10 protein-coding genes and 1 pseudogene are annotated in these 16299 nt (G+C 33.8%); 5 read left to right on the top strand and 6 right to left on the bottom strand.

All coding sequences use genetic code 11. The annotated features are described in order from the left end of the window. Window positions 1-242 precede the first annotated feature (242 nt). From VB798_RS18170 to VB798_RS18160, 3 genes are all read left to right on the top strand, one after another. Window positions 243-2063 (top strand): DEAD/DEAH box helicase, encoded by a 1821-nt coding sequence (locus tag VB798_RS18170; protein ID WP_323260924.1) that lies wholly within the window; start codon window positions 243-245, stop codon window positions 2061-2063. 499 nt (window positions 2064-2562) lie between these two features. Beyond that, window positions 2563-5667 carry a SusC/RagA family TonB-linked outer membrane protein gene (locus VB798_RS18165; protein ID WP_323260922.1) on the top strand — a complete coding sequence of 1035 codons (3105 nt, stop codon included), beginning with the start codon at window positions 2563-2565 and terminating at the stop codon, window positions 5665-5667. Window positions 5668-5686: 19 nt separating this feature from the next. Beyond that, a complete protein-coding gene (locus VB798_RS18160) occupies window positions 5687-7183 on the top strand; it encodes a RagB/SusD family nutrient uptake outer membrane protein (RefSeq protein ID WP_323260920.1) in 1497 nt (498 codons plus the stop codon). 103 nt (window positions 7184-7286) lie between these two features. Here the strand turns inward: VB798_RS18160 and VB798_RS18155 are convergent, their stop codons facing one another. The 3 genes from VB798_RS18155 to VB798_RS18145 all read right to left on the bottom strand — a co-directional run bounded on the left by VB798_RS18155 (window position 7287) and on the right by VB798_RS18145 (window position 10265). Then, window positions 7287-8306, bottom strand: a complete 1020-nt coding sequence (locus tag VB798_RS18155) for a nucleoside hydrolase (protein ID WP_323260918.1) — start codon at window positions 8304-8306, stop codon at window positions 7287-7289. Window positions 8307-8462: 156 nt separating this feature from the next. After that, window positions 8463-9206 (bottom strand): ankyrin repeat domain-containing protein, encoded by a 744-nt coding sequence (locus VB798_RS18150; RefSeq protein WP_323260916.1) that lies wholly within the window; start codon window positions 9204-9206, stop codon window positions 8463-8465. 633 nt (window positions 9207-9839) lie between these two features. Beyond that, a complete protein-coding gene (locus VB798_RS18145; RefSeq protein ID WP_323260914.1) occupies window positions 9840-10265 on the bottom strand; it encodes a response regulator in 426 nt (141 codons plus the stop codon). Between the two features lie 169 nt (window positions 10266-10434). Between VB798_RS18145 and VB798_RS18140 the strand changes: the two genes are divergently transcribed. Both VB798_RS18140 and VB798_RS18135 read left to right on the top strand, forming a co-directional pair. Continuing rightward, on the top strand, window positions 10435-11112 hold the full coding sequence (locus tag VB798_RS18140; RefSeq protein ID WP_323260912.1) for a pseudouridine synthase: 678 nt from the start codon (window positions 10435-10437) through the stop codon (window positions 11110-11112). Window positions 11113-11379: 267 nt separating this feature from the next. Further along, window positions 11380-13554 (top strand): S9 family peptidase, encoded by a 2175-nt coding sequence (locus VB798_RS18135; RefSeq protein ID WP_323260910.1) that lies wholly within the window; start codon window positions 11380-11382, stop codon window positions 13552-13554. A gap of 204 nt (window positions 13555-13758) precedes the next feature. Here the strand turns inward: VB798_RS18135 and VB798_RS18130 are convergent. From VB798_RS18130 to VB798_RS18120, 3 genes and pseudogenes are all read right to left on the bottom strand, one after another. Further along, window positions 13759-14121 (bottom strand): annotated as a pseudogene (locus VB798_RS18130) (putative toxin-antitoxin system toxin component, PIN family); the annotation flags it as partial. Between the two features lie 56 nt (window positions 14122-14177). After that, window positions 14178-14390, bottom strand: coding sequence for a hypothetical protein (locus VB798_RS18125; RefSeq protein WP_323260908.1), 213 nt, complete (start codon window positions 14388-14390; stop codon window positions 14178-14180). Window positions 14391-14493: 103 nt separating this feature from the next. Further along, window positions 14494-16158 (bottom strand): hypothetical protein, encoded by a 1665-nt coding sequence (locus VB798_RS18120; protein ID WP_323260906.1) that lies wholly within the window; start codon window positions 16156-16158, stop codon window positions 14494-14496. Window positions 16159-16299 lie beyond the last annotated feature (141 nt).

Genomic DNA, 16299 nt, shown 5'->3' with positions numbered 1-16299 from the left:
GTCTCCCAGAGCTTTAACGGATGTTCAGGCATCATTAAAGCAATTATTTCAAATCAATTACAAATTTAGTCTCAGGAACGAGTGGAGCATCAGGTCGATGCCCTCAATCTTCTTCATGTCGTTTGGTAGGCTATACAAACAAAGGCAACGAAATCATTGAAAGCAACTTATATTAAGAAATCGGTTTTCCAAAGCTATTTCTTCATGTTTGTTTGCGTCTTTGAAATCGTTTTAGAAAAATCATGAGTGAAATCACAAGATTAAGATTCGATGAACTTTCCGTGTCGGAAGACATCAAAAATGCAGTAAAGGACATGGGGTTCGAAACTGCTTCACCAATCCAATCAGAAGCAATTCCTTATTTATTAGAAGGTCGTGACGTAATCGGACAAGCGCAAACTGGTACAGGTAAAACTGCAGCATTTGGTATTCCGATGATTGACAAAGTTATCGCTTTCGATAAATATGTACAAGGTTTAGTACTTTGCCCAACACGTGAGTTGGCTGTACAAGTAACTGAAGAAATTAAAAAATTATCAAAATACAAAAAAGGCGTTTGGGTAACTACTGTATTCGGTGGTGATTCAATCGAACGTCAAATTAAGTCTTTAAAAGCAGGTGCAAACATCGTTGTTGGTACGCCAGGACGTGTTATCGATTTAATCGAAAGACGTGCTTTGAAACTTGAAAATGTTAAAATGGCTGTTCTTGACGAAGCAGATGAAATGCTAGACATGGGCTTCCGTGAAGATATCGAAAGTATCTTACAAGAAACTAACGAAGACCGTCAAACAGTTTTCTTCTCAGCAACGATGTCTAAGCCTATCATGGCATTAACGACTCGTTATCAGAATAATCCTAAATTAGTGAAAGTAGTGAAAAACGAAATTACTAATGCAAACATCGAACAATTATACTTTGATGTAAAAGGAAAAGCGAAATTAGAAGTAATGACTCGTTTGATGGATTTACATACTGTTAAATTAGCTTTAGTATTCTGTAACCAGAAGAAAAAAGTTGACGAAGTAGTAGAAGAATTAGTATTACGTGGTTATGCAGCTGAAGGTCTTCATGGAGATTTACGTCAAGCACAACGTACTAACGTAATGGCTAAATTCCGTTCAGGTGTTGTAAATATTTTAGTAGCTACTGACGTTGCGGCTCGTGGTATTGATGTAAGTGATGTTGATGCAGTATTCAACTACGATATTCCATTAGATGAAGAATACTATGTACACCGTATCGGTAGAACTGGACGTGCTGGTAAATCTGGTAAAGCATTTACTTTAGTAGTAGGTTCAGAACGTAACCGTTTACGTGACATCATGAATTACACTAAAGTTAAAATTGACAAAGGTGTTATTCCATCGTTCTCGGATGTAGTAGGAGTTAAAAAAGGTATGTTTATTGAACGCCTTCAAAATACTATCCAAGCAGGTGATTTAGAATTGTTCGGTGATGTTTATGCTTCATTAGAACATTCAGGATTTACTGCTGAGCAAATTATTGCTGCTTTAGTAAAAATGAATATGGGTGTTGCTAAAAACGAATTCGCTGACGAAAACTTAGACGGAGAAGCAGAACGCAATGCACGTAGAAATGATCGTGGAAACGACCGTTTTGGAAGTAGAGATGCTGGTCGTGGTGGAAATCGTGAATCAGGAAATCGTTTTGGAAACAGAGAAGGTGGTAGCCGTTTTGACCGTGGTAACTCACGTGATGACCGTTCTTCTGGCGGTCGTTCAAACGACCGTCAACGTTCTTTTGAAGATCGTGGCCCTCGTACAGACAAAGCTGGTAAACCATACCGTCAGGATGCTAACATGGTAAGAATGTTTGTAAACATTGGTTTTGATGAAAAGATTTCTCCTGCTAATATCGTAGGAGCTTTCGCTGGAGAGTCAGGAATTCCTGGAAACACTTTAGGTCAAATCAATATTTTCGATAAATATTCATTTGTTGACGTTCCGAAAGAATACGCAACTACTGTATTGAACCGTATGGAAGGTGCTTCTATTAAAGGGAAAAGAGTAAATGTTGAGATTGCTAAACCAAGCAATTAATCTCAATAAAATAATAAATAGAAAAGCCACTGTGAGAAATTGCAGTGGCTTTTCTATTTATTGGACTTTGCCTTTTTGGAAAGTAAAAAAGACAGAGAAAGTACTCAGAATATTAAACAATACTATTTATTTAATGCTTATGATGAACAATGAATACGTATAACTACTTGACCACCCCAAGTTAGGCTATGAAATAATATTTGGCTATAAGTAATAATAACCATATAATGAACGGTTGTTTTAGTGGTTTTCTGGATAAATCTTCTGCAAGATTGTTTTTTACTAAAGATAATTATTGAAGGGAATTACTGGAATATGCGAAATAGTAGTATTTATTTTTCTTTTTGTTGTATTTATTTTATTTTTATGCCTATATGTTTAAAAAACTGTTGCTTTAACAACAGTTAATACATATTTTCACATACTGGTTTTGTTAACCATTTGTTAATAATCAGTAACGTATAAGTAATAACCATCAACAAATTAACCCCTTTATTGCATGAAGAAGAGACTTCTACTTACCATGCTGTTGGTCTTCAGTGTGAGCATACTTTTTGCTCAGAGTAAGATTACAGGAAAAGTTACAACGTCTGAGAATGGCTCCGAGCTACCAGGAGTAAGCGTATCTGTTAAGGGTTCAACTCGTGGAACCACTACAAATGCGAATGGCGTGTTCACAATCAGCGCTTCACCAAGTGAAACATTGGTTTTTACTTTCGTAGGCTTTAAAGCTACTTCAGTAAAAGTAGGTAACTTAAGCACAATCAACGTTCAATTAGATCAAGACATTTCTGAATTGAATGAAGTTGTTGTTGTAGGTTATGGTACTCAAAGTAAAAAAGTGATTACTGGTGCTGTAACTTCAGTTTCTGGAAAAGACATTGCGTCTCAACCAGTTCAATCATTTGACCAAGGTTTACAAGGTCGTGTGTCAGGGGTGAATATTACTACTCCAAACGGTGTATTGAATAATGCTCCTATTATTCGTGTGCGTGGTACATCTTCAATCAACCAAAGCTCATCTCCTTTAATTGTTATTGATGGAATGCCAATCAACTCAGGTGATGTATCTTCAGGTGGTTATACTGTTAATAACCCACTTGGTGATATTAACCCATCTGATATTGAGTCAGTTGAGATTTTGAAAGATGCTTCTGCTACTGCTATTTATGGTTCAAGAGCTGCTGCTGGTGTAATGTTGATTACAACTAAAAAAGGTAAAGAAGGTAGAGCTAAATTAACTTATGATACTTGGGTGGGTTCTACTCAGGCTTTCAGAAAGTTCAAAATGTTAGATGCTCAGCAATTCATGGACATTAAAAATGAGGCTTCAAGAAATGCAGGTTTAGCCGATCAATTTTTCCCTTCTTACAATGCTGATGGTAGTTTAGTAAATACTAACTGGTATGACTATGTTTATCAAACAGGTATTTCGCAAAGCCATAACTTAAGCTTGAATGGTGGTAATAAAGATACTAAATACTCATTCTCAGTAGGTTACACAGATCAAGATGGTATGATTAAGAAAAATACATTTAGTCGTATGACAGGACGTATGAACGTTTCTCATAGATTAAATGATTTTATCACAATCGGTTCGAACATTACTTATGCAAACAGCTTTAACCAATCGCCTAACACTGGTACAACTGGTGCTTTCTCAACAGGTGGTTTAGGTCGTTTGCCATTAGTTTTAGCTCCAAACATTGCTCCTTACAATGCTGATGGTTCATATAACATCAACAAAGCAGGTAATAACATGGGCTTAGGTAAAAACTTAGTAGGTCCTGGTGGATATTATAACCCACTTCCAGATTTAGATTTAAGTAAGTTTACTTCTGAAAATGCTCACTTAATTGCGAATGTTTTTGCGGATGTTAAATTATACAAAGGCTTAGTATTCAGAACTTCTTATGGTATGGATAATACGCAAGTTGAAGATATCAGCTTTAGTAACCCAGTTCATGGTGAAGGTGGTGGTAGTAATGGTATTGCTACTAATGCTTATACAAACATCAAACAATGGAACTTCCAAAACTACTTGACTTACGATTTCAATGTAGCGAAAAATAATGTTACAGTTGTTGTAGGTACTGAAGCGCAGAAATTTACAATCAACCGTTGGGGTGCTTCAAGAAACAACGTATCAGATCCATTCTTTACTAGTTTCCAAGGTAGTTTTGTAAATAATACTGTAGGTAGTAACTACCAAACTCAAAATGGTTTACTTTCATATTTTGGACGTTTGAACTACGATTTCGACAAGAAATATATTGCTTCTTTCACACTACGTCGTGATGGATACTCAGCTTATGCTGTAGGTAATAAATGGGGTAACTTCCCAGGTGCATCTTTAGGATGGCGTTTATCTGAAGAAGAATTCTGGAAAGGATCTTCATTAGCGAATACTGTAAACGAATTGAAATTACGTACTAGCTGGGGCCGTGTTGGTAATACTGGTGTAAGTGATTTCGCTTCTTTAAGTTTATTTGGTTCTGGTTTATATGGTTCTACTCCAACATGGGTATTTGCGCAAGCAGGAAATCCAAACTTGAGATGGGAACAAAGTACTAAGTTGGACATCGGTTTGAGCTATGGTTTATTCAACGACAGAATTTCTGGGGAAATCAACTATTACAAAAACGATATTTCTGACTTAGTTTTGGCTGAACCACAAGCTCCTTCACGTGGTGTACCTAACAACTCAATCAATACTAACGTTGGGTCAATGATTAACAAAGGTTGGGAATTTACTTTAAATGCTTTAGTATTAGAAAAGAAAGGCTTTACTTGGAATGCTAACTTTAACATCTCAGCTAACTCTAATGAAGTACTTGCTTTGGCAAATAACAATGCTGATATCATTGCTCAAACTGGTGGTTTAGAAAGTTCAAACATCGTTCGTGTTGGTTATCCAGTAGGTAGTATTTTCGTAGTAGAAACAAGAGGTGTGAATCCTGTAAACGGACAACGTATTTTTGTAAATGCTGCTGGTAAAGAAGTACAATATTCTCATCCAGGAAAATGGACTTATGTTGATGGTAGTGGTACTGCTCCTGCTATTACTGGTTCTGACCGTAAAGTTTGGGGAACAGCTTTCCCAACTTTCTTTGGAGGTTTAGACAATACTTTCAAATACAAATCATTTGATTTAGGAGTTTTCTTACAATTCTCAGGTGGTAACTATATTTACAATGGTACAAAAGCGGGTCTTCGTGACCAACGTGCTTGGAACAACCACACAGAGATCTTGACTCGTTGGCAAAAAGAAGGTGATATTACTAATGTACCACGTTTAGTATTTGGTGATAACATCTCTAATGGTTCATCTACTCCAATTTCTGAAAACGTAGAAAAAGGTGATTTTATCCGTATGCGTAATATCTCAATGGGATATACTTTCAAGAAAGGTTTATTAGAAAAAGCTAAAATTTCAAGTGCTAGATTATACGCTCAAGTACAAAATGCTTTCATTATTACTGGATATTCTGGTGCTGACCCTGAAATTTCAACAAACCGTAACTCGAACATTGCTCCTGGTGTTGACCGTAACTCTACACCTCAAGCTCGTACTTACACAGTTGGTCTATCAGTTAGTTTCTAATTTTAAAATTGATTTTAAGATGAAAAAAAATATAAATATTACTTTTAAAAACGCAGGGAAAACCATCAAAGTATCGATGGCTTCTATCATGATGCTAACAGCTGTGTTAGCTTGTGATGAAAAAAGTTTGCTTGAACCAACTCCGATTACATCTTTATCTGATTTACAAGCATTCTCAACTCCTGACCGTGTATTGGCTCAAGTGAATGGTTTGTATTCAAGTACAAAATCTGGGCAACTTTATGGTGGTCGTTATTATATCTATAACGATGTACGTGGAGAAGAGTTTTTGAACGTAACATCAAATGGTGTTACTGCTTTACAAACTTGGAACCATACTAACAACTCTTCATCAAATGAGCCAACAAACATGTGGAATGCTGCATATTTAGCAGTTAACCGTGCTAACTTGTTTGCTGAAGGTTTAGATAAAAACGCTGGTGTTATTGATGCTACTTTGGCAACACAATACAAGGCTGAAGCTAGATTTTTAAGAGCTTTGATTTACTATTCTTTGGTAAATACTTATGCTCAACCATATACTAAAGATGCTGGTGCAAGCTTAGGTGTACCTTTGCGTTTGACTGGCGAAGTTGGTAGTGGTAATAATAATTTGAAAAGAAGTACGGTTGCTGAAGTATATACTCAAATCATTTCTGATTTAACTTATGCTGAGCAAAATCTTCCTGCTACTTATGCGTCGGCTGCTTTGAACACTACTCGTGCTCATAAAAACAGTGCGATTGCCATGAAAGTACGTGCTTATTTAACAATGGGTAAATGGGCAGATGTCGTTACTGAAGCTAATAAAATTGTATCAGCTACTGCTCCATTTAAAGCAGGTACTGGTGTAGCGAATGCTTTACAAGCATCAGTTGCTTCGGTTTTTGCAGCACCATATACAACGGTTGAATCTATTTTCTCATTTCCAATGGGTGATAACGACTTACCGGGTACTCAAAATGGTTTAGCTAGTTATTATTTACCATTAATTGGTATTGGTGACTTCTCATTAAACCCTGCTGGTATTTTAGGAAATGCAGCTTTTAGTGCTACTGATGCTAGACGTACCAATTTTGTGAAAAATGATTTTGCAAGTGATGCTGGTCGTTTCCGTCTAACTAAATATCCAACGGGTCCTGTTCATAAAGATTTTGTTCCAGTATTACGTTATGCAGAAGTATTGCTTAACCTTGCTGAAGCAAAAGCTAGATTAGCAGGTGCAAGTGTTGATGCTTCGGCATTAGCTTTATTGAATGCTGTTAGAGGCCGTTCAACTACTGCTTATACTGCTGCTGATTTTGCTACAGGAACTGATTTAGTAAACGCAATTTTGACAGAAAGAAGAATTGAATTCTTAGGTGAAGGTTTCCGTTCAATTGATTTGCAACGTAACAATTTACCACTTCCTGCTAAAGCGAATATTGCTGCAATTCCGGTAACATCGCCAGCTTATATTTGGCCAATTCCTCAATCGGAAATTAACGTAAACAAAGATTGTGCTTCAAACCCATAATCTGGTTTAATAATTAATATAAAAATGCCCAGTTGAAATCATTCAGCTGGGCATTTTTGTGATATTACGATTCTTAAAATTGCTCTATTCGTTAAAGAAATCATTATTGATTCGCTAATTCTAGTTTTGCAAAAAAATCTTCAAACATTAAGTAAGTATCTAAATGATTGTAAACTCTTATGTTTCTGCCTTTATGATTATACTCGTAAGCTCCCTGTTTATTGATTTTTGGCGCTAATTTAATTACATACTTACTCGATGATGGATCAGCTTCAAAGGATGATTGAAGTGCTGTTAATAATACCAAAGGACTATCGCCCAATACATAAGTTTCGCCAATATTGTAATATGGTTGGATTCTCTTCATTAAATTCTCTAAAATCGTGACCAAATAATTTCCAGTTTTTCCTTTTGATTTTACTTTGCTCAGTAACTGATTATATGAAATCAAACATTGACGATAAGCATTTCTGGGTACTTGCCAGATAGAAATATTTGATTTATTGAAAATAACTGCACCTGCCGAAATATCTATTTTAAGGTTATATTCAGGGTCAGAAAAATTTGGAGGAGGTAACGCTAAATCGTTATATTCTGGACCGCCAATCCATACTAATGTTAATTTATTCGCAATTTGTGGATTCGTTAAAACTGCTGAAGCAATCTCTGTTAAACCTGCTCCGCAAAGTACATATAAAGGCAATTTTGTATCCGTCCTTAAAGCTTCTTTGATAATAAAATTCACTGCTTCATCTTTTACAGGCGTACTATCATTCAGCATGGCAGTATTTGAACCCGCAAAAACTGGAATATTGTTTTTAACAGCCATTACTTGTAATAATTCTTTTGCTTTATTTGCCGCATTTTCTGCTTGTGTTTTAGAAGGGTCGAAACCATCTCCTACACTTAAATGCGAACCAATAATTCCTCTTATTTCTACAGAAGGAGAGAGTAAAAGATGTGCTAATTGAAATAAACCATCAGGGTCGCCACTGAAATCATTATCAACAATTACACGCATTCGGGGAATTACTGCATTGTTATTCGTAATATTCTGTGAGAATAGCGTGGCAGGGACTATTAATAGAAGCATTAATAGTAAAAGATTGTGTTTTTTAAGCATTGTTTTTCATGGTTTAACAGATTGATTAGAAAGTCAAATTTACATTGCTTTTTCTAACTAAATTAAATCCATGAAAAGGTTTTCTTTTTTCTTGTCCTTTGTGCTGTTTAAATGGCTGTAGAGGTAAGTCTAAGGAGGGCGAAATACTATGTTTTGCTAATTGCTTAAATATTTATTAGGGACATTCGTAGGAAAATATTCAGTCCCATATTCTGCTTTTAACAACAAAGAGACTACTTTATAAATTTGTTGTTCTGTTCTTTGAAATTGTCTAAGTAATCCCATCATGGCATAACTTATTGGATTTACAGAAGCAATAAATGTTTCCCATTCATAACCTTTTCCCCATATAAGTCCCTGTACTGTTAATGATAAGTCTGCATTTTGTGAAACAAGATATTCCATTACGTCGAAGCAAGCATTTGCATGTTGATTAACAGTATGGAAAATTGGGCTTTGCCCTCCAAATCCGAAGTTGTCAAATCCTGCTTTGTTATTGATGTCTATTCCATGATTTACAAGAATTTTAGCACATGACAAATGATTATATTCTGCACAAATATGTAAAAGGGATGCTTCATACAGAGGAGTAAAAGTGCAGTCTAATGAATATTTTTTGTGTAATAATGTTTTGTCCTTAGTCAGAAGTTGGTCAAGTGTTTTTGGATCATCAAGTAAAACTGCCAATAATACTTTGTCGTCAAATTTTAAACCATAATCTACAAAAACTTTGATACAGTCTTTGAATTTAGGACTTCTCAAATACATGTTTATCATTTCATAAACAAGAGGTTTGTCTTTGTGTATTTGGTTTGGGTCAATACCATTTTCAAAACATTCCTTAATTCCTTCAACTGAGTGAATTTCAAAGTCTCCAATAATTTTTTGTAAATAGTCCATTTGAAATTATTAATAAAATAATGTTCGACTTTATTGGTAAGTACTTCACTTGCAGACTGAGTCTGCATTTTATTTATTGTTCCGTAAAAATTTGGAATAGAAAAACCAATCCTTATTTGAATTACTTTACAATCACCTAATTATCATTAATTAGCAAATCAAAAGAACTGACTATTTTTGTAATCACTATTTCCTATATTTTAATCAACCAAAAAGACTTTTTTGATAGCGTGATGCACTTTTCCCATTTGAGTTTTACGTGAAGGAATAAGCATTAAGAGAAAATTTTCAATGGTGAAAACATATTTTTCTACCCTACAAAATACTTTTTCAAAGGTTAAAAAGTTTATTTCTACCCTACAAAATACTTTTTCAAGGGTTAAAAAGTTTATTTCTACCCTACAAAATACTTTTTCAAGGGTTAAAAAGTTTATTTCTACCTTACAAAATAATTTTTCAAGGGTTAAAATGTTTTTTTCTACCTTACAAAATTGTTTTTCAGGGGTTAAAAAGTTTATTTCTACCTTACAAAATAGTTTTTCTAGGGTGAAAATATTTATTACTACTCTACAAAATAGTATTTAAATGTTTGTCACCTCCTAAAAAAGCTTTTTTAGGAAGTGAAAAAGGCAATTATTTAATGTAATTGGGTGATTCGCATTCTAACCAATATTCTACAATTATTTTTATCGTGCGTTTTAATTTTTCAAAAGTATTGGGCTTAACAAAAAAGCCTTGAACTGACTTTGAATAAGCATCAACAACGTGTTTTTGTTCCCCACTTGTTGTAAAGAATAAATAAGGAATACATTTTATTCTTAAATCTTCGTTTGTATGAATTTTTTCTCTTAATTCTATGCCGTTTAATTTTGGCATATTAATATCTGAAAGAATAAGGAAAGGTTCTAATGCAGTTTTAATCAAGTAATCAAGTGCTTTTTCTCCTTCTTTGAAATAGATAATTTCATTTTTGAAATCAAGTTCTTTAAAAATCTCATCTAAAATATCTTGATCGTCGCTATCGTCTTCTATTACTATTATTGGTCCAGTTTTATTCATTTTTCTTGTTATATTTTTTTAAAGCATGTAATCATGCTTATACATTTTAATGATGAAGCATATTTATGAAGAGTAAATATACTCAACTTTAAATTCTACTTTAGAAAAACCTCTTACATGCCACTTTTAAAAAACTCCCGTATCTTGCAAACAAAATATTTATTCCCAAATGACTTTCAGAAATCGTCTTCAATATTTACTTGTTAAACGTCTTCAAATTTCTAATAAAATGGCTTTGTCGCTGATTCAATCAGGAGAGATAATCGTCAATGGTGTGATGGTCAATGAGAATATAATTATCGAAATGGAAGATGAAGTAATCTACAATCATTCAATCATTAAAGAAGGTAAAAAGATGATTTACTTAGCTTTCTACAAAGCTCGTGGCATCGAAACAACGCTTAATACAGATATTCCAGATAACTTAAAAGCTCTTTTGCCTTTTGAAGATATTTTCCCTGTGGGCAGATTAGACAAAGAATCAGAAGGATTATTATTATTGACAAACGACGGTCGCCTTTTTGATAAAACGCTTCGTAAAGAACATCAAACTGAAAAAGAATATTTAGTTACTGTCGATAAAGTAATTGATGAAGAATTTATTACCCGAATGTCAGGCGGAATAAAAATCATGGGTAAAACTACTTTGCCTTGTCAGGTCGAGAAAATCAATGATTTTACCTTTAAAATTATTTTAGTACAAGGTTTGAATCGACAAATCCGAAGGATGTGTTATCAATTACATTATGAAGTACTAGAACTTATCCGAATCAGAATTGGAAATGTTACTTTAGGAGATTTACAAACCAATGAATACAGGATATTAGATAGGAATTATGAATTATAAATTAGATTTGTACGAAGGATTTAATAGTGTTCAATATTTCTTAAATTAATTTTTTTGTAGCGGCAAACCCTTGCGGTTGCCGTTTTGAGTGCGGTAACCGCAAGGGTTTACCGTTACAATTTCCGTTTTCAAAGATAAATAAATCTAAACCGTAGTAAAATTATAAATGATGAGATTAAAAACATCACCATATAAAATGATTCAGCAATTCTCATCATAAGCAAAATGTTTTTCTTATTTTCGTCTTTCATTCATCAATTAAAAATCATGAACAAAAAACACTTTACTAAACTATTGCTAATCCTGATACTTATTCCCGCAGGATTGTTCGCACAAGGCATTAATTGGGATACCGACGGCACTTCTTACACGCTTTTGGAAGGTAGCCAAATCTCAAGAGTAAGTCTTCCCTCTTTACAAAAAACTACGATTGTTACTGCTGATTTATTGATTCCTAAAGGACAAACAAAAGCTTTGGCCATCAGAAGTTATGCGTTTTCTGAAGATGCAAAAAAGGTGTTGATTTATACCAACAGCAAAAGAGTATGGCGACAAGATACTCGTGGTGATTATTGGGTGCTTAATTTGGCTACCAAAGAATTCAAACAGTTGGGTAAAACAATGCCAGAATCATCATTGATGTTTGCGAAATTCTCGCCAGATGGTTCAAAAGTAGCTTATGTTTCAAAACATAATATTTATGTAGAAGACCTTGCTACTAGCAAAATCAAAGCTTTGACGAAAGACGGAACGACGAAGTTAATCAACGGTACTTTCGACTGGGTTTATGAAGAAGAATTTGATTGCAGAGACGGTTTTCGTTGGAGTCCAGATAGCAAATCAGTTGCTTATTGGCAGATTGATGCGAATACCATTCGTGATTATTTTATGTTGAATACTACTGATTCTACTTATTCACAAATCATTCCTGTAGAATATCCAAAAGTAGGAGAGAAGCCTTCGGCTTGTAAAGTAGGAGTAGTTGATATTGCAACAGCCAAAACAATTTGGATGAAAGTACCGGGTGAATCGACTAACAATTATATTCCTAAAATGGAATGGGCTGGTAATTCATCTGAAATCATTATTCAACAATTACCTCGCAAGCAAAACGAAACAAAATTGATACTTTGTAATATCAAAACAGGAGAAGCAAAAACGTTTTATAGTGAATCTGACAAAGCTTGGGTAAATGTAAATAACCGTGGGGGTGAATCTGTAGGTTGGGATTGGTTGAAAAATGGTAAAGATTTTATCTGGCAATCAGAAAAAGATGGTTGGAATCATTTATACATTGTTGGAAAAGATGGTAAAGAAAAATTGATTACCGTAGGCGACTATGATGTGATTAATTTATTGGCTTTCGATGAAACAGCTAATGTTATTTACTTCACGGCTTCGCCAGAAAATGCTACGCAACAGTATTTATATAAAACTACTTTAGACGGAAAAGGTAAAGCTGAAAGAGTATCTCCTTTGAACCAAGCTGGAACGCATAGTTATAATATTTCTCCTACAGGTAAGTTTGCACAACATCGTTTTACAAGCTCAGTAGTGAGTCCAGTAAGTGAAATGATTTCTTTGCCAGAGCATAAACCATTTAATGAAGCTGAGAGTATTGATGCGAAAATTGCAAAACAAAAACCAAGAAAAAATAAAGTAGAATTTTTGAAAATCAAGACGGAAGATAATATCACAGTAGATGCTTGGATGGTAAAACCTTATGATTTTGATTCTACTAAAAAGTATCCAATTGTATTTATGGTTTATACAGAACCAGCTTCGGCAACGGTGAAAGATACTTATTCGGCAGGTTCAAATGGATTATACAGTGGCGATATGGCGAAAGATGGTTATATCTATGTTTCGATTGATGGACGTGGAACGCCTTCACCAAAAGGACGTGAATGGAGAAAAGCGATTTATCGTAAAATTGGTCAAATCAATATCCGTGACCAAGCGATGGCAGCCAAAGAATTATTGAAAAATAAATACATCGACCCAACAAGAGTAGCGGTTCATGGTTGGAGTGGTGGAGGTTCAACCACTTTGAATTTACTTTTCCAATATCCAGAAATTTATCAAACAGGGATAGCAGTTGCTGCGGTAGCGAATCAACTTTCGTATGATAATATTTATCAAGAAAGATACATGGGCATTCCACAAGAAAACCGTGAAGATTTTGTAAATGGTTCGCCGATTACTTATGCTAAAAACTTGAAAGGAAATTTATTGTACATTCACGGAACAGGTGATGATAACGTTCATTATCAAAATGCAGAACAATTAGTCAATGAATTAATTAAGTATAACAAGCAATTTCAGTTCATGGCATATCCAAACCGTTCGCATGGAATTTATGAAGGCGAAGGTACTCGTACCCATTTGAATACTTTATTTACTAATTATTTAAAACAATATTGCCCTCCAGGAGGAAGATAGGTAGCAGTTATGAGTTTTGAATTATGAATTATGAGTGGTTCGGTACTTCGGTTTAAAGTGTTGATATATAGAGCACTTTGATTTGTGAAGTTATGTCGCTTGTTTGCAATTATTTCAAACAAAAACACCTGATAGACTAAAACCTATCAGGTGTTTTTGTTTATTAAGATGTTTAATTTAATTTATTTTTTCTCCAACTATTGCTTAGTCTGATATATTTTCTTCGCAAAATTGTTTAAATTCTTCAATACTCATTACATTAAGCTTAGGAAAGCCTATTGTTTTTAGAATATTAAAGTGTCGGTCGTTAGTAATGATAAAATTCGCATTTGAAGCAATAGTACAATCAACAAATTTATTATCATCAGGGTCTTCTTGGATTAAGCCCCAATTTGTGTAAATCTCCACATTATTTACATTTTCTAACTCTTTGAGTGCATTTAAGAAAGAACTTGCAACAATTGGATTATACTTTTCTTTTAATTTTTCTTCATATTCGAGAAAAATTTCTGTTGTTACTGCAAGTTGAAATTTACCCTCTCTAAGCCATTGGATAATCCAATGGTATTTAGATTTACTTGATAATTAAGCAATGATTACATTGGTATCAATTACTAATTTCATTATTTATCTTCATTAAGCCATTTGTCCATTAATTCGTCAGAGTAAGTATTTTCTTCCCAAATTTTGTCAGCTTCATCAATTGCTTTTTGCATAAAAAACTGCGCTAAGTAGTTTTTTATCTTCAGTAAGTCTTCTTCCTCTATATCCATAGCATATAAATTCAATAATTCCATTTGAATATTAGAGAATGGTTTTTGGTTTACGGTCATCATTTTATCTCAAAAGGTTTGTAAATAAAACACATTTAATAAATCAAAGATACAAAAACTACACATACGAACTTCTTAATTATTTTTGGTTAATAACAACCCAAACCTAAATCACCGAACCTTTAATTCCTTCAAGCAAACCTTTCCAAAGCGTATAAAAAAAAGGTTTGTTTGGGAGTCTTCTGTAATTGATTTTAGCGATTCTAGCAGGCTTTTTTCTAATGGGATTACTTTCTTTGATGACAAATGTATTAGCGATAAAAGAAAGTAATTTACGTTTTTTGAATATGCCTTTCTTCGGTGGAAATTTATAAATCATTACATTCAAATCTTTGTACAGCATCGTTGTCGAACCCGTTAACCCAAACTTATTGCCTTTCATTTCAAAAGCAAAATATGTAATAAAGCCTTCTTTTGCTTTTGCCATTACCAAAGCTTCTGTTACCTGATTTACATTGGCTACAGCCATGTTTAATAATTTACCGCTACAAGTAAAATCTCCTTTTGGTGCTGCTACATTAAAGTTAAACGTCATGTTGACATTGGCTTTGTTCATCAACTTTCCTTTTAGTAACACTAAGCAATTGGGATTTTTTTGTAATGGAATAGAATCATTTGTAAAGTTGAATACTTTACCATTCGTTTGGGCAAATATCACGTTGCCTACTAATCTGGTTTCTGGATTATATTCAGAATAAGTGATTTTAAAAAGACTCAATGTTATGGTATCAATCATAAATTTAAGTTGCCATTTCCTAAATGCTTCATGTGGGAAAGGGCGATACTTGGCTCTCGGTGGTATTCTAAAAATACGAGTATCTGTAAACACATTAATCTTTCCTTGATTAATAAAAAGGTTGTTGGCATAAATCTTTTTCTCTTCAAAAAGTTTGAATAAATCAATTGCTTCCAGTTTAATATCTTGACAAACAATCTTTATTCTGTCGTCGCCATGAGTTTTGTTACCGTAAACTATTGGTTTGAAAAGTGGGTCAAATTCAAGATGTTTAATTGATAATAAACGTGATTTTGTAGAGAAAAGTAATTCCCTGATTTTAAATTTATTTAATGAATCTTCAGTAAGTATTTCTAGTTTTTCTAGCTTAAAAATACATTCCTTCATGTAGTAAAAGCGATTTGTATCCTTATGCGATGCCGAATCTATTTGTAAATCAGAGAGTTCAATGTCTAAATGTTCTACTTTGCTGGTTCGAGGAATTTCAGGTTTAGAGTGGTCTGTATAAGTAAAGTTGATATTGTCTAAACTCACTTTATCTACTGAAAATGATTTTACAAATTTTGAAAGAATAACATGAAATGGTGCAGCTGTTTTAAAAGAATTATAAACCTGTTTCTGATGAGTAATTTGTATAATTGGCTCTTTGATACTGATAGATTCAAGATTTAGTTTTGATGAGAAAACAATTTTCCAAGGTTTTATTCCTTTCAGATGGATTTCTTTTATTTGGGCTTGATAAATATTGTCAGGCATCTGTTTATTACTTCTTAGCTGACTGTATAATGTTGAGTCAGCCTGACAAGTTACTCCTGATAATTTGGCTTCGCCAGTAGTGAAATCATACTGGATATTTTGAAAATCAAGATAGTATAAGTTATTAGTAGCTGTTAAAACAGCATGTTGAATGCGTTTTGTTAATAAAGGCTTTAATCCCCATAATCCAATAATCGTCAGCAATATCAAAAGCCCAATCAAACCATATAGGCAAATGATTAGTGCTTTTTTTAAATAGCTATTTGAGGTTGGTTTCATTGGATGTTGTGTAAAGAACGAACACTACAAAATAGTAAATTGTCATGCCAGTAAATAACAGCTTAAAAGCGATGATTGTTTGTGCAAATAGCACCACAAAATGTGATTTAACCAAAAATAATATCAACTATTAATATAAGT

The organism is Arcicella lustrica (assembly GCF_034930985.1).
Classification (GTDB): Bacteria; Bacteroidota; Bacteroidia; order Cytophagales; family Spirosomataceae; genus Arcicella; species Arcicella lustrica.
Note: the sequence above shows the minus strand (reverse complement) of the source record. Positions and strands in the feature narration are given on the sequence as shown.

What these genes read in the sequence shown, in the direction of transcription:
- VB798_RS18170 (WP_323260924.1), top strand. Translation starts at nt 243, where the DNA reads ATGAGTGAAATCACAAGATTAAGATTCGATGAACTTTCCGTGTCGGAA.
- VB798_RS18165 (WP_323260922.1), top strand. Translation starts at nt 2,563, where the DNA reads ATGAAGAAGAGACTTCTACTTACCATGCTGTTGGTCTTCAGTGTGAGC.
- VB798_RS18160 (WP_323260920.1), top strand. Translation starts at nt 5,687, where the DNA reads ATGAAAAAAAATATAAATATTACTTTTAAAAACGCAGGGAAAACCATC.
- VB798_RS18155 (WP_323260918.1), bottom strand. Translation starts at nt 8,306, where the DNA reads ATGCTTAAAAAACACAATCTTTTACTATTAATGCTTCTATTAATAGTC.
- VB798_RS18150 (WP_323260916.1), bottom strand. Translation starts at nt 9,206, where the DNA reads ATGGACTATTTACAAAAAATTATTGGAGACTTTGAAATTCACTCAGTT.
- VB798_RS18145 (WP_323260914.1), bottom strand. Translation starts at nt 10,265, where the DNA reads ATGAATAAAACTGGACCAATAATAGTAATAGAAGACGATAGCGACGAT.
- VB798_RS18140 (WP_323260912.1), top strand. Translation starts at nt 10,435, where the DNA reads ATGACTTTCAGAAATCGTCTTCAATATTTACTTGTTAAACGTCTTCAA.
- VB798_RS18135 (WP_323260910.1), top strand. Translation starts at nt 11,380, where the DNA reads ATGAACAAAAAACACTTTACTAAACTATTGCTAATCCTGATACTTATT.
- VB798_RS18125 (WP_323260908.1), bottom strand. Translation starts at nt 14,390, where the DNA reads ATGATGACCGTAAACCAAAAACCATTCTCTAATATTCAAATGGAATTA.
- VB798_RS18120 (WP_323260906.1), bottom strand. Translation starts at nt 16,158, where the DNA reads ATGAAACCAACCTCAAATAGCTATTTAAAAAAAGCACTAATCATTTGC.